Source organism: Methanobacterium sp. (assembly GCF_038562635.1).
GTDB lineage: Archaea > Methanobacteriota > Methanobacteria > Methanobacteriales > Methanobacteriaceae > Methanobacterium_D.
In genome coordinates this window covers 481,940-497,286 of record NZ_JBCFBO010000001.1, presented here as the reverse complement: position 1 = coordinate 497,286, position 15,347 = coordinate 481,940, and the positions used below count along the sequence as shown (strand labels likewise).

Here is a 15,347-nt window from a genome sequence, read left to right as displayed (position 1 = left end):
GGTCATTTAGAGTTAATTCATAGTATATATTATAGAAATAATAATACAAAAATTATGGTATAAGCTCTTTGATATTATCTCTTAAAATAAATTAATTTGAATAAAATAAAATTTAAAATGAAAATCATCCGCTTAAAGTAACGCAGGAATTTCCATCGATTTTTTCCACTTTAAACACATTGTCTGCAAAGCTTCCAAGTTCTCTTTCATGAGACACAATGATAACCTGTGGGCAGTCCAGTTCATTTAAAATTTCCCTGACCTTGTACAGCTGTTCCCTGCTGAAACCATCGGTTGGTTCGTCTAATATCAATAAATTAGATTTCATTCCTGTAGAAACTTTCTGAACGATATTATTTAAAGCTAAACGGTAGGCTAATGCCACGCTGGTCTTTTCGCCGCCGCTTAAATAATTAATATCCTGTTCAAACCCGTCCTGTTCTACAATCGGCGTGAATTCTTCGTCAATTTTAGCTGTTTTTGAAATGTCTTCAATCAGAATACTGAACCATTTCTGGAAATCACCATTAAACTCTTCGTACCTTTTCTGCATCACATGTTTTTCTATCAAGCTGAGTGTAGGAATCAGGTAATCATTGAGCCAGATATGATAATCATTGAACTTATCCAACTGTTTCTTGAGACTTTCCTTTTTGTTGATTTCATCTTTGACTTTAGATATATCCTCTTGCAGTTTTTCTGCGAGTGTTTTGGTTTCAACTATTTTTGCTTTTACTTCCTGGAACTCTTCCTCTGTTTTCTGGTAATTGAATTTTACCTCAGCAATCTCATTAGGTATATCTTTTAATTCCTCTAACTTTGCCTGGAAAGTGACTAAATTCTGTTTTAATGAATTAATTTCTGCAGTTAAAACACCAATATTTCCCTCATTTTCTTTTATTTTATCAAAATTCTTTTTAAATTGATATTTGACGTTCTCCATATCCTTTTGACTTCTATTGTACTCTTTGAGTTTATCAAGCAAAGTTTCAAAATGAGTTATGTATTTATCAGTTTCATCAAATTCAATAGAATCCTTTATTATTGATTTTAAATCTGTATCAAAACTGTTTAATTTCGTATAAACAGAATTAATCTTATTCTTTAAATCATCTAAACGTGATACTTTATCTATTAATAATTTTAAGTCATTTAAATTATTTTCCAGGGTTTTTATTGCTATCTCTTCTGATTCTAACTGTTTTTTTCCTTTTAACTCTACCTGGCTTAATATTTTGGATCTTGAATTTAATTTCTTGATTTCATCATCGCTTTCAGATTTTAAATTCTTTTTATGCTCTTCATTTAGTTTACTACCGCAGATAGGACATAATTCTCCAAGTTCATACACTTTATTTAATTTTTTCAGAATTTCTGATTTTTCAGCATCCAGTCGGTATATATCCTCAGAAATTTTATGCACCTGTTCCTTATCTAACTTGAAGGCATCATATTTTTCTTTTATTTTAAGGATCAAAGCATCTTTTTCATTTATAAGCTCTTCAGAACTTTTATTTTTATTTTCCCCAAGTTCATTTTCAGTTGACTGTTTGCTGTCATTTAGAAGAGCTAGATTAGATGCTAAACTGTTGTGTTCTTTGATAATTTTTTTAATAGAGGCCAGTTTACTGTTCAGGTCTTCTTCAGTTTCACCCGTAGGCAGTTCAATCTTTTCTAGGGCTTCAATTTGAGGGATAAATTTCAGCTTATTCTCTTCTTCGCAAGTTTTAACTTCATTTTGGTATGTACTAGTCAGCTTTTCTTTTTCTTCAATTTGCTTTTTTAGGTGAGGGATTTCAGCTTGTATCTTTTTAAGCTCTAACTCTGATTCTTGAAGTTTTTCAAGTGTTTCCTTCTGGGTTTTTTGTAAAACATCTAGCTCTTCCCCACGTGCCTGAAATTTTGCATTTTTAGTTTTATTTGCGTCTAAATTACCTTTTAAAACGAATAGTTCCTGTTTTTTATCATCAAGATCTTTTGTTTCAGTTTTCAGTTCAATGAGTTTATCTTTAATTGATCGAGACAATATGTTAGCATTTTCAGCAGCGATTTTGTAGTCCTCTATACCAAAAGCTTTTCTTAGAGTTTGAAGCCTTTCATCCGGCTTTTGAGAGAGTATATATTTCATTTCTTCTTGGGGAGTATAGACCGCATATCTGAAAATAACACTTTGAGCCCTTGGGTTGAGGGGTTCCTTGAAATTGAGGATTTTTAGAATCTTTTCTTTGATTTCAGACGGCGATAACTCAATTTTTGCTCCATTAATACCTAGAAGTCCTTTTTCCTGTCTAACTGGCCCTTCATTTTCTTTCCGTATTAGAGAACGTTGAACTAAATAATTATCCTCACCAACACCAAATTCTAAGGTCACCGATCCTTTTTTTGACCCTTTTCGAAGCAGAGAATCACCTTTCTGATTTCCAAGACCAAAAAGAGCAAACTCGATAGCCATCAAGATTGTGGACTTTCCAGAACCTATATCTCCCTCAAAAAGAGATGTTCCAACTGGAAAATCTATAGGTTCATTATTTTTGTAGCTCCTTATGTTGCTCAGTGTCAGCGACTTAAAAATCATTTATTGACTCTCCAGATTTAATACTTCTAATGATTCACTCAGGATCCTGTTTTTATAATCAGTCTTCTTTTCGTTAGGTTTAGGGCTTTTCCGCAGTGTTTTTAGCAAATTAACAGCAAGTTTGGCCCCTTCTTTAGTGTTTAATTCTTCCTGCCCCACTTTTATGTTGCGTATATTTTCTAGAAGTAAATTTTCCTCTATTTCTTCAGTGGTTTCTCCCTTAACGCGGATTTTTGTAAATTCCTTTGAAACAAGCCCATGGTGGTTAATACTTACATGTAAAGCTCCTGCTTCCTTAAGAATTCTCTTTATTTCGTGGAAATTGATGTCAGATGTTTTGCCTCCAGCTAATTCTCCCTTTACCTTCAGGATAATTATTTTTTCGTTAGCATCGTGCTGCCTTATTTTTTCTAAAATCTCATCGTAGAGCTGATTTGAGTTTTTATCATCTGCCTTAAATGATAAAAAGTCATATTTGGCTAGATCCAGTTCATAAAAATTTTTATCTTCACAGAAATTAACGCTTTTAATTTTTTCATCAAATTCAACAATGAAAAATCCTCTTTTTTCGCCTTTGGCGCTTATTTCTAAATCTCGAGGATAACCGGCAAAAGGAGGTCCGGGATAAGTAATGACATTATATCCCTCTAATTGAGTTTCACATATCTTCTGGTGTATGTGCCCTCCAGCATAATAATCAAATTCTTGGGGGAGCCTTTTTATGTCGATTCCATCCATTTTAGATAAAAAATCAGGAAGTAAATTTTTAATAGACGTGTGAAAGACGAAAATTTTAAAGCCATTTTCATCTTCTAGACTTTTTTTATCCAGCATATTGTAATAGGCGTCATCCAGTCCCATTTTTCGCCCGGATATTCCTGTTAATTTGGCGCCTGTTTTTTTATCGGTGATGAACTTCAATTTTAGTTTTTCTTCTCCAGCTTCGTTCTCAACAACGTAACCATTGAATAACTTTTTTAATAAGCCGCTTTCAGTAATTACATCTATAATTGAAGTTTCATTGGGGCTGAAATCATGGCTGCCGTAATTAATATAAACTGGAATTCCTTTGTCCGCAACTTCCTTTAGTTTTCCAACGGCCTGTTTGACAACACTCATGTCAGGAAGATTTGAATGGAATAAATCCCCTGCGATGATAATAAAATCTACCTTTTCTTTTATACATGTGTCTAAACATGTATTAAAAGCTTTAATTTCTAATTCTTTTAATTCAGAATATTTTTGAGCTCCTAAATGGCAGTCTGCAATGTGAGCAAATTTGTACATCTTTATCAACCTATGACCATAGTTTTAAGGTCTTTTGTTTTGTCTTGAGGTATTTCATCTAAATATTCTTTAACATATTTTTTAAATTCAGGAGTATAAATAGGAATGGCAAATCTGGTAAAAACGCTGCTGACGATAGCTTCACCTTTATCCAGGCTAGCAATAATTCTTTCATCGTCTGATAAATCCTGTGATGCGCTGTTAATTATTGCAGATCTTTCCGGTGACATTTCATTTCCTAAAATAATTTTGGTGTTCATGTTGGCCAAAATCGCTCTAGGAATAACACTGGATAATTGGGTAATTGCAATCAAACCTATTTTGAACTTTCTGCCTTCTCTAGCAATTGTACCGTAAATATTTCCGCCGTGACTTTCTATAGCATCTTGACCCAAAACTCGTGGTGCTTCTTCGATTACAATACTGATAACCGGTTTGTTTTTTAATTCTTTAGAATTGTATCTTTTATATTTATTAAATATATTACTGGTTATGATGCTGCCTATGAACAGTTCTTCAAAGTCACTTAATTTTGAGCTGTCGATAATAACAACTTTTTCTTCTTCTAACGCCCTAACAATATCTTCTACTGTTGATAATCCATATTCTCCACCGACAAATAAGTTACTGTTAAATATACATTTTTTCCCCATTGCAGGATTATCCTCATCAATATCAACAGAATATACACCTAATTTTGTTTCAATTTTTCTTTTTAAAACTTCAGCAGTCCCTTCATGAACTCCCATTTCCTTTAGGACATCTCTATCTATTCCTTTAGCAATTTTAGTTATCCAATTTGACTTATATTTGTTATAAATTGTTCTTATGGCTTCAGTTTGGGCTGATGAAAACCCTCCAATACCGCTGAAATGATATGGCCGTATTTTTTTTACATTTATAGCTAATGTGACTGCATCATCATTATCTTTATCTGGAGAATAGTACTCAAGTTTTTCATCCTTTTTAGGGTGGTACCGCAGGCCAATTTTAATACTGTCTCCATAATATTCATCATGAGGATCTAAAACAAGAATACCTGCTCCTTCAGTATCTAAAATACTCCAGAGCATTACTTTAACTAAATTACTTTTTCCCCTACCTGTTGTAGCGGGAATTAAAATGTGATGTGTTAATGATTTAATCAAGTCAATATAAACTTTAATTCCTTCCTCTACAGTTGATCCACTTCTAATATCACCTAAATAAATTGAATTTTCGAGATTTTTTGGCTCCAGGAATTTTAAATCGGATTCTTCAATGGATTTAATGGGGCTGAAAAAATTAGGCAGTCTTTTTGGGCTTTTGGTGATATATTCTCTTTCACCGCCCGTTATCTTTTCCTGAACATAGAGCAACGACTTAGCTCGTCCTAAATTGTAATTGGTCAACTCAGGTTCCATAAACTCAAGATCAGGGTCATAGCCTTCTAATTTCATGCCTGAAAGCAGTTCGTGGGTGGATTGATGGGCCTGGCTTTTATATTCAATATCTTTAACTTGGAGGATAGTATAATTTCTTTCATCTGATTGGGATGCATTTTCAACAATTAAAAGTTCACCAAGTTCTAAATTTTCGCCATTTTTTTCTCTTATAATAATATCTTTTAGTCCGCCGCCTATAATTTGGCCTCTTTCCTTAGTCATTTTAATTCACCCCAGTTACTGCCCATCTAATTTTTCATGTGTATTTACAATTTTGATTAAGGGATTAACATGTTTCCAGGTCCCCATTCTTGAAAGTTCAGAATATAATTTTGCTTTATAACCTTCCATTTCTTCATTCTTAACTCTGGCCCATAAATCTGCATCAATAAGCCCATATGGATATCCTGGCACTTTAATATCTTTAGAATTATCTGCAATGCATGAAATTAGTTCACATATTTCCTTATCACTCATAGTTTCAGCTTGTTCTTTGAATATTTCAAACCTGAATGCGGTGTGGGCATGTTTGTTTAATTTTACAACCATAATTACAGCTTTATGCTCTCGGTTAGTATCTTTACTCCATGCAACGGGGTAATAGCACCATTTATCATATTTAATATTCGTTTCATCTGCTAACCTTTGAATAGAATCAATAAGCGAAACTCGGGTATCAGTAGCTAACCTGCATGTTTTAGATAAACCCGTAATAATTACATCATTGTCCATTGCTTTCCTAAAAACATCTTCTTCATATTTATATTCTCGTTGATGACCAGTTTGAAGAGATCCGTCCCTTACAATAATATCTCCAGGTTCTAGTTCTGACTCTATAACATGTCCTGTAATTTTCCATTCGGCAAATCTTCGAGCCATGGATGCCATTCTATCCATTCCAACTTGTGTTCCTGCTTCAACATTTTCTTTACGGGCATTTGCCTGAAGATCTTGTTCATCGGGTAAATACGGGTTGAATTTATCTTTTACTGGCCTTATTTTTGTTTCAAAATTGATATCGTGACCTTCTAACTGGGAATATGTGTAAGAAAGAAATTCTATTCTTTGGGGGACCCCTGATTTAATGGGGATCCTTTTATTATTTTTAAATATGCTGAAATAAACACGGTTTAACTGTACTGAATAAACTGGAGATGGTAAAAGTTCCTGGTTTCCACCATCCACAAATGCAATCTTTCTATCAGTTTCAGCGGAGTTAATTTCATGAAAATATTCTTTATTAAGTGGGCATGACCTGTAATCAGAATCATTAAAATAAGGATCTCCTAATTCTCTTTGAGACAAATCCCTACTCAAAATTTCAGCAATTTCTTTTATACTCTTCATTGTGAAGTCACTCTTTTTACATCTAATCAATTGTTCTGTAATGTTGATTGTACTACTTATATTTTATCCTATTTTAGTAAATAAGTACACAAATTACAGAGAAATAGAAAATACTGATTATAATAAATCTATATAAATTAGCTTTAATAATTAATTATTTACTAATTTTCACCTTTTAATTTTCCAGATCATATTTAAAAATAATTTATAGGAATACATCACGAAATATTCTTTTATTAAATATTTTATTTAAAAAATGAAATGAATTAAAGTTATTTAAAGATTATAAAATAAAATTTGGGTTTTATTGGTGTATTTGAACTACTGCTTGACTGCACCGCTTTTAGCCAGTGAAGCAAATATACCAACAAAACAAAGCACCGTAAACACGATAAACACGATCTGAACACTCTGCAGAAGTGCAGGATATTCTGCAGGCATGATCTGAACATTTCCTATGTAAAGGGCGAAAATAATTAGAACTGTTCCCATACTAAGTGTCTGCCCGATTAGTCTCATTGTCCCGAGGGATGCAGATGCTACCCCGTAAAATCTTTTTTCAACAGAGCCCATAATTGCATTGGTATTTGGGGATGAGAAAAGTCCAAACCCTGCGCCGAGTATAATTAAGCCGGCTATTATAAACTCGTAGCTTGTATTTGCGTTTAAAAAGACGAATAACGCAAGGCCTACTGTTGTAAGTGCCATACCGAGAGATGCGATTAAACGAGGATTGTATTTATCTGAAAGTCTGCCTGCAATAGGCGCCAGAGTAGCCATAACAATAGGTTGAGCTATTAAAATCAGCCCTGCATTTCCTGGGCTTAAACCTTTTATGTACTGTAAATACAGGCTCAGGAGGAAAACCACTGCAAATGTGGCGCTGTAACTGATCAAAGATGCTAAATTAGAAAATGCGAAAGTTGCATTTTTAAACAGCTTAACCTCAAATACGGGGCTTCCTGTTTTTAATTCAAGTATAACAAAGCTTATTATTCCAATTATTCCAAGAGCAGTTGATATGGCTCCTGTTACTTCTGGAAGTAATGAAAACCCATATATGATCAGGAAAAGGGATATACTGTAAACTACAGAACCTGGTAAATCGAATTTTTCTCCTTTACATAGTGCCCATTCTCCCTTTAATTTCCAGAAAGTGAGTATAAGAACTATTAGGCCTACAGGTATCATTAAAAGGAAAAGGCTTCTCCAGCCTAAAACCTGTGTCATTATTCCCCCTAAGACAGGGCCCAGCGCTAAACTCACGTATACTGATGTTATTGTTATTCCAAGGGCTTTACCCCTCTCCTTTGGTGGAAATATGTGGGTTACAATTGCTATGCTTGTAACAAATATCATTGCAGATCCAATTCCTTGAAGGACCAGAAATGCAAGGAGAAACATTGATGAAGGTGCAACTGCACATAAAAATGATGCGATGGTAAAGGTTATAATCCCATAGGTAAAGACACGTTTCATCCCGAATATGTCTGCTAACCTCCCAAATGGAACTGCAAACATGGCAGATGCAAGTAAAAATGATGTAGGTATCCAGCTTAATAAAATGGCGTTTGTTTGAAACTCTGATCCAATTGCAGGGAGCGCAATATTGATTGCTGCTGCAATAAATGGTGAAACAAAGGACGCAAGTGTTGCAATAATTAAAGCTGTTAGTTTAATGTTGTTGTTATTTTCCATAAAATTCCCTTTTAAAGATCCGGTATAAGAGAACATTTTATTATATCTATAGATAAATATCTTTTGATATTATCTTAAAAAAAGGATTAGTTAAAATAAAATCTTAATATATCTAAATATGGGATTATTGTGATTAGGTATTAAAAATAAGTAAATAGGGATAGTAAAATTTATTTTTCTAAATCTTTGTATTCTGGGAGATCTCCCAGTGCAGGGGCATGGATAACTTTTCCATCATACCTGTAACGCGAACCATGGCACGGGCAATCCCACGTCTTTTCGGCTGTATTCCAGACTACTTGGCAGCCTAAATGTACGCATGCAGGAGATAAAATATGAAGTTTACCATTTTCATCCCTTGAAACTGCTACTTTTTTGCCTTTAACAGTTAATATGCTCCCTTCTCCCTCTTTCAACATAGATAGATCCATAGAACTTGGTCTTGACAGTTTACCTCCAATTAGCTCTTTAAAAACGTCTACATTGGTCCCAATGAATTCTTTTGTAGATTCAAGTTTAGGCATTGATCTAGACGGGTCAAAAAAGGAGCTCCATTTATTTTCATTCCCTAAAATTAAATCAGAGATAATCATGGCTGCAACTGTTCCGTTTGTCATTCCCCATTTCATAAATCCAGTCGCTACATAAACTCCTTTTGATTTGGGTTCTATTTTACCAATATATGGGACGTTATCTATGGTTATGTTGTCCTGTGTAGACCAGTGGTAATCAATTGATTTAACATCAAAGTGATCACTGGCGTGTTTTTCTAATTTTCTGTAAGATTCAGCTGTATCAAGTTCGTGTCCTACCTTGTGGTTTGCCCCACTTACTATAACAATATCTCCTTTATCTGATGGTGCAGATCGATAAGTTACAGTGGGCTGGGTGCTCACATACATTCCTTTAGGAAATGGTTCGTTTAAGTACAGACCAAGAGCATAGGACATGCTGGGATACATTTTAGAATATAAACGATTGGGGTCATAAATTGGAAAATGAGTTGCAACAATTACATTTTTTGCTTTAATTGAACCTTTATCTGTGATGACTTCATTTATATCTCCCTCTTTCACATTAAGCGCCCTTGTATTTTCAAATAGATAGCTGCCATCATCTAGAATACTGTCAATTAAATTCAGAAGGTATTTTCTTGGGTGAAACTCTGCTTGATTTTCATACTGGACAGCTCCTGCTATTTCAAAGGGTAGTGGTGAAGATTCAACATATGTGGCTTGAAGCCCTGCATCTGCAGCAGCTTCAGCTTCTTTTTTAAGCATATCTATTTCATCTGGATTTTCACTGTAAATATAACAGGGCAGGCGCCTGAAATCACAGTCTATATTTCTTTCTTTTATAATAGACTCAATTTTGTCTATGGATTTTTGATTAGCTTCTGCGTAAATACGTGCTCTATCTTTACCAAAGTGAGATTCAAGATTAGAATAAATGATATTGTGGGCAGCAGTAACTTTTGCTGTTGTATTTGCAGTTACGTCTTTAATAACCCGTTCAGCTTCAATTAATGCTACTGATAACCCTGCTTCTTTTAAAAGTAATGCGGAGGTAATTCCAGCAATACCTGCGCCTAAAATTGCTACATCAACTGATAATTCTTTTTTTAATGGATTAAAATTAGTATCAGGAGTATTTATAATCCAGAATGATTTTAGTTCTCCCATATTTTCAAGATATTTACTTTTTTTCATAATATTGCCACCAGAAATATTATAATTATTATTAATTTTTAAATTTTTATTAATATAAAATTTAGGAAACCATTAAACTGATTTATTACTAATAACAAAATAACTATGATGAATATGATGATGCATTTGATTTTTTAACTGCATGGATCTCAAACGTATATTATATTTTTTTAATAGTTGTGCCTGTATTTTTAGCATTCAACGCTTTTAAATTGATAATAAGATCAATAACCGCTAAAAATAATGGTAAATAATTATTTAAATTGAATTATATGAATAAAATGGAATTAAGATAATTTCTAATCCATTAAATGGATTAAGTAGTTTAATAGTTAATAATATACATTATAATTGCTTAAATTTTAGTTAGATACGTTAAAATGTTTTAGATTACTAGATTTAACGTAAACTACTATTTTTCTAATCCGATAAAAATTTATAGAAAAGAACTTATAAATAAAACAAGGTGATATCTTATGCAAAAAACAATGGAAAATTTAGCAAAAGCCTTTATTGGTGAAAGTCAAGCAAGAAATAGATATACATTATATTCTAAAGTTGCAAAAAAAGAGGGGTACGAACAACTAGCTGAAATTTTCCTCGTTACTGCAGATAATGAAAGAGAACATGCTAAGTGGATAATGAAAATGATTCAGGGTTTAAAAGCAGAAAGTGGTGAACCTCTTGAAGAAATTGTAGTTGAATCAGCTGCTGCACCTGTTATCTACGGGACAACAGTTGAAAACCTTAAATCAGCAATCGCAGGAGAACATTATGAAAATTCTGAAATGTATCCTGAATTTGCAAATACTGCAGAAAAGGAAGGGCTTATAGATATAAGCGACAGGTTATTTGCAATTGGTTATGCAGAAGTACATCATGAAGAAAGATATCGAAAATTTTTAGAGCAAATAGAAGCAGGTACCCTTTACAAGAAAGATAAGGAAGTAGAATGGACCTGTAGAAAATGTGGGCATGTATATATTGGAACAGAACCTCCAGAAAAATGTCCATCGTGTGATCATCCAGCAAAATACTTTGAAATTAAGTGTGAGCAGTATTAAAAGAGGGATCAAAAATGACAGAACAAAATCAGGTTTATAGATGTAATATATGTGGAAACATTGTTAATGTCCTTCATACAGGTGTAGGAAAACTTGTATGTTGCGGCCAGGAAATGCAGTTACTTGAAGAAAAAACAACTGATTCAGGGTCTGAAAAACATGTTCCAGTAGTTGAAAAAACAGATAATGGAATTAAAGTTAAAATAGGTTCAATTCCACACCCTATGGAAGAAAATCATTTTATAGAATGGATAGAAATAGCTGCAGATGGTAGGGTTTATAGAAAAATGCTTAAACCTGGTGATAAACCAGAAACTGAATTTGAAATGGATTTAGAAGATATAAATGTAATCAATGCCAGGGAATACTGTAGCATTCATGGATTATGGAAATCAGTTTAGGATCTAATGATTTACGGGTTTTACAGGTCTTAAATCTATTATTTAAGTACCTGTATTTTTTTTTAATTTATTCTGAATGATTTTAGATTTAAACTACTGGTATTGTGGTAAACTTGCGGGATAATCATTTAAGTTTTGTCTTTTTTGACTCGAATTAATTATGTATTTTTAGAAAAATTTGTATATACTCTAATTTTAGATAAAGTGAAATCAGCGAACTTGAAATAAATCATTTTACAAAGTAACAGTAAATAAAACGTAAGATTTTTTAAATTGAGAGCGTAAAAAATTTTACATATTATAATTAAATAAACGTAAGATTTTTTATACTTTAAAATTAAATCTCTATTAACTTAAAAAAGTGAAGAATATGAAAAATAAAATTCTCCCATTGCTACTTGTAATATTTATGATGGCCATAGTTGCTATATCTGGATGCATTCAGTCAGATGCAAGCAGTATAAACGGACTTTCTTCCACTATAAATAATCATCTTAAAAATGGAGATAGTTACTACAATACTGCAGTGACAAATGTAAACAAATATTCACTGGATAATGCCAGTTCAAATGCTGACAGTGCACTATCTGAATTTAATTCAGCAAAAACTTCGGCTCAAAAGGCTTTAAGTTACGCTCAAAACTCTAAAGATAGCGTATTTACAGAATATATGCAAAACTTTATGGGGGAAATAGATGCTAAAATTAATGCAACTTCCCAGCTTCAACAGGCTGTTACTTACTTTAAACAGAAGGATAGTACAAATGGGAATTCTCACGTAACGCTTGCAAATAGCTACATGGACAGATCAATCCAGTATGAAACAGCAAATAATAATTTAGTAAAACAAAATCCATCTAAATTTAAATAGTATCACATATAATCCAGATATTGATTTATTATTTTACATGAATTAATATATTTTAGTGAATCTAATATAGTGTAACAAGCACTGTAATTAAAGCATGTATATTAACTGCATTAAAAATGAACATGAATGTATTTAAAGGGGAAAGATGAATTAGTAAATAATGATTTAAATTTAATAATTTTTATTAAATAATCATCCAAAATTTAAAAGGTTCAATTTAATAATTTTTGTTTTTTGGTTTAGAGAAGTATAAAATCTTTGAGTTGAGGAAAAATCTGTCAAAATCTCTGATTTTCGATAGTTTTGGAAGTCAAAGATTTTTGAGCACGAATCATAGATTCGTAAGCTTCAATTTTCCGAACCTTTGGAAATCGAAGATTTCCAATGGCCCAAACACTGTCAAAATTTATAATTTTGACGTTTACGAAATCATCGAAAATCGTAGATTTTCGTGAGATAGAAAATGTTTGCAAAAACCAGAGGTTTTTGCAACAGCGAAAATTCATGGAATTTTCGCATGCTACACATTTTCTATATTTTCAATTTCGTAACGGCAAAAATTCAAAGAATTTTTGTACGCCCTGAAAACAGAGCACTCGAAAACCATGGGTTTTTGCATGCTTCAAACACATTGTGTTTGACAGTTTTCGAGGGCTATGTGTTCGACGGCCTAAAAACGAAGTTTTTAAGGATTTGAGGTATTTTATGATTAAAACTTGTTTAGAATGTAAAGGTAAAGGACATAAAGTCTTAAGTTACAAAGTTTGTGAAAGCTGCCATGGAAGTGGCGTAAAAAGTGAAGTAGATGTTAAAAAGCATGTTAAAGGTATTTCAAAAGGGGCTATGGAACGTTTTGATTTAGAAGAAGAACATGAAGTCCCATGTGATGTCTGTAAAGGTAAAGGGGAAGTTGAAGTAACAGAAACATGCGAAGAATGCGGGGGTAAAGGCGAAATTAATGTCTGTAAAAAGTGCGGTAAAAAGATAGAATCTGGTGATTACTGCAAAGGCTGTGAAGTTAGAGAGAAGGTATATGATTTACACCCTTCATGTGATATAAATGATCTTGAACTTGGTTCTCACTATAAAGGAAAAGTTACACGAGTCGAAGATTGGGGAATATTTGTAAGCCTCTCAAAAAAGGGTTATGGTCTAGTTAGAGGGCGAATGTTAGGCCATGATGTTGGTGACGAGGTTATTGTTAAAGTAATTGATATTAAAAAGGCCAAAGGAGAGGTTGACCTTACATTATCAAATCTTAAGGGAAAATATGAGCTTGTTAAACTCAGGAAAAATATTGCAAGAACTCCTATTGGTGAAATCACTAAAAAATCAGTTAAAAGATCTGTAAGGATAGTTGGGGAGGTAATTCAGATTCAACAGACTTCTGGACCGACCATTTTTACAATTTCAGATGAAACCTCCACTACATGGGTAGCTGCATTTGATGAGCCTGGAATTAGAGTATATCCTCACATAAACATTGGTGACATTGTTGAAGTACTTGGTGAAGTCTCCATTCACAGCGGTAAAATACAGATAGAATCGGAATCTATTGAAAAACTACACGGTAAAGAGTCAATTGAAGCAAGAAGGCTTATTGATGAGGCAATTGATGAAAAAGCCATGCCTGAAACAACAGAAATCCTGATTGAAAGTGAAGTTCTGGATAAACTAAGGGGAAGAATGGCTAATGCTGCAAAAGCGATAAGAAGGGCTATTTTTGATGGTAGATCTATCCTTGTAAGACACCATGCAGATGCAGATGGGATATGTGCAGGGGTTGCAATTGAAAAAGCAGTAATTCCTTTAATACGGGAAATAAACCCTGGCAGTGATGCAGAATGGCATTTCTTCAAGAGAGCTCCAAGTAAAGCTCCTTTCTATGAGATAGAAGATGTAGTAAAGGACCTTTCATTTTCACTTGAGGATATGGAAAGACACGGCCAAAAATTACCTTTAATAGTTCTCCTTGATAATGGATCAACTGAAGAAGATATCGTGGCACTTATAAAGGCTAAAATCTACGATATTGAAATTGTGGTTGTTGATCACCATTATCCTGGTGAAGTGGAAAATGAAAGGGTAGCTGTGGATGACTACGTGGACGTACACGTGAATCCGTACCTTGTTGGTGGTAACTCTGAGATAACAGCGGGGGCACTTGCATATGAAGTGGCAAAAATGATAAATCCTGAAGTTAAGGAAAGTTTAATGCATTTACCTGGTATTGCTGCAGTTGGAGACCATGCAAGCTCAGAAGAAGCTGAAAAGTACATAGAACTTGCTGGTGAAAAAGGTTATACAAGGGAAGATCTTGATAAAATTGCAACATGCGTCGATTTTGAGGCATTTTATCTGAGGTTCATGAACGGTAGGGGTATTATAGATACAATTCTGGGCCTTGGAAATTATGATAAGCATGTAAAGCTCATAGGGGCACTTTACAATGAATCTCAAAAGAGAATTAAAAACCAGCTTAGAGCTGCACTTCCTAATCTTAAAACTCAAAAACTCCCTAATGGGGTAATATTCAGTGTTTTAGATGTTGAGAAATATGCCCATAAATTCACATATCCTGCTCCGGGTAAAACCACTGGTTATGTGCATGATACAATGGTTAAAAAGTATGGAGAAGAAACTCCAATTATAACACTCTCATTCGGCCCGGATTTTGGAGTCATAAGGGCAACAGATGCTGTAAATGAAAAATTTGGATTTAATTTAAACACCATTGTTACAAAACTTGCAGAGGGAATTCCTGAAGCTGGAATAGACGGTGGCGGTCACGAATGTGCTGGGTCACTCAAGTATGTTGAGGGGTTATCTAAGAAAGTGCTTGGGGCTTTTGCAGAAGAAGTAGCTGACCTTGGCAAATAAATTTTATAGTGAATAACATGACTTTATGTCATTAAACAAATTTCTTATAATTAGTCCAAAATTTGGGTTATTCACTTATAAAAAACTTTTA

Annotated in this window: 10 protein-coding genes; 4 read left to right on the top strand and 6 right to left on the bottom strand. The window is 33.5% G+C overall.

All coding sequences use genetic code 11. The features are described 5' to 3' along the window. Nucleotides 1-124: 124 nt before the first annotated feature. The 6 genes from AAGU07_RS02290 to AAGU07_RS02265 form a co-directional block, all read right to left on the bottom strand. Nucleotides 125-2,575, bottom strand: coding sequence for an SMC family ATPase (locus tag AAGU07_RS02290; RefSeq protein ID WP_342457605.1), 2,451 nt, complete (start codon nucleotides 2,573-2,575; stop codon nucleotides 125-127). Continuing rightward, nucleotides 2,576-3,862 carry an exonuclease SbcCD subunit D gene (locus tag AAGU07_RS02285; RefSeq protein WP_342457604.1) on the bottom strand — a complete coding sequence of 429 codons (1,287 nt, stop codon included), beginning with the start codon at nucleotides 3,860-3,862 and terminating at the stop codon, nucleotides 2,576-2,578. Between the two features lie 5 nt (nucleotides 3,863-3,867). Beyond that, nucleotides 3,868-5,508, bottom strand: a complete 1,641-nt coding sequence (locus AAGU07_RS02280; RefSeq protein ID WP_342457603.1) for an ATP-binding protein — start codon at nucleotides 5,506-5,508, stop codon at nucleotides 3,868-3,870. Nucleotides 5,509-5,523: 15 nt separating this feature from the next. After that, on the bottom strand, nucleotides 5,524-6,633 hold the full coding sequence (locus tag AAGU07_RS02275; protein ID WP_342457602.1) for a DNA double-strand break repair nuclease NurA: 1,110 nt from the start codon (nucleotides 6,631-6,633) through the stop codon (nucleotides 5,524-5,526). A gap of 321 nt (nucleotides 6,634-6,954) precedes the next feature. Beyond that, a complete protein-coding gene (locus AAGU07_RS02270) occupies nucleotides 6,955-8,331 on the bottom strand; it encodes an MFS transporter (protein ID WP_342457601.1) in 1,377 nt (458 codons plus the stop codon). Between the two features lie 170 nt (nucleotides 8,332-8,501). Continuing rightward, the gene (locus AAGU07_RS02265) at nucleotides 8,502-10,040 is read right to left on the bottom strand and encodes an FAD-dependent oxidoreductase (protein WP_342457600.1); all 1,539 of its coding nucleotides are present in this window, start codon (nucleotides 10,038-10,040) and stop codon (nucleotides 8,502-8,504) included. Between the two features lie 476 nt (nucleotides 10,041-10,516). On the opposite strand from AAGU07_RS02265, the gene rbr reads away from it, so the two are divergent. The 4 genes from rbr (at nucleotide 10,517) to AAGU07_RS02245 (ending at nucleotide 15,256) form a co-directional block, all read left to right on the top strand. Further along, on the top strand, nucleotides 10,517-11,104 hold the full coding sequence (gene rbr / locus AAGU07_RS02260; protein ID WP_342457599.1) for a rubrerythrin: 588 nt from the start codon (nucleotides 10,517-10,519) through the stop codon (nucleotides 11,102-11,104). A gap of 14 nt (nucleotides 11,105-11,118) precedes the next feature. Beyond that, a complete protein-coding gene (locus AAGU07_RS02255) occupies nucleotides 11,119-11,505 on the top strand; it encodes a desulfoferrodoxin (protein ID WP_342457598.1) in 387 nt (128 codons plus the stop codon). 370 nt (nucleotides 11,506-11,875) lie between these two features. After that, entirely contained in the window at nucleotides 11,876-12,376 is a 501-nt protein-coding gene (locus AAGU07_RS02250) for a hypothetical protein (RefSeq protein WP_342457597.1), read from the top strand. 705 nt (nucleotides 12,377-13,081) lie between these two features. Then, nucleotides 13,082-15,256: a DHH family phosphoesterase gene (locus AAGU07_RS02245; protein WP_342457596.1), complete on the top strand. Its 2,175-nt coding sequence runs from the start codon at nucleotides 13,082-13,084 to the stop codon at nucleotides 15,254-15,256. Nucleotides 15,257-15,347: the final 91 nt, after the last annotated feature.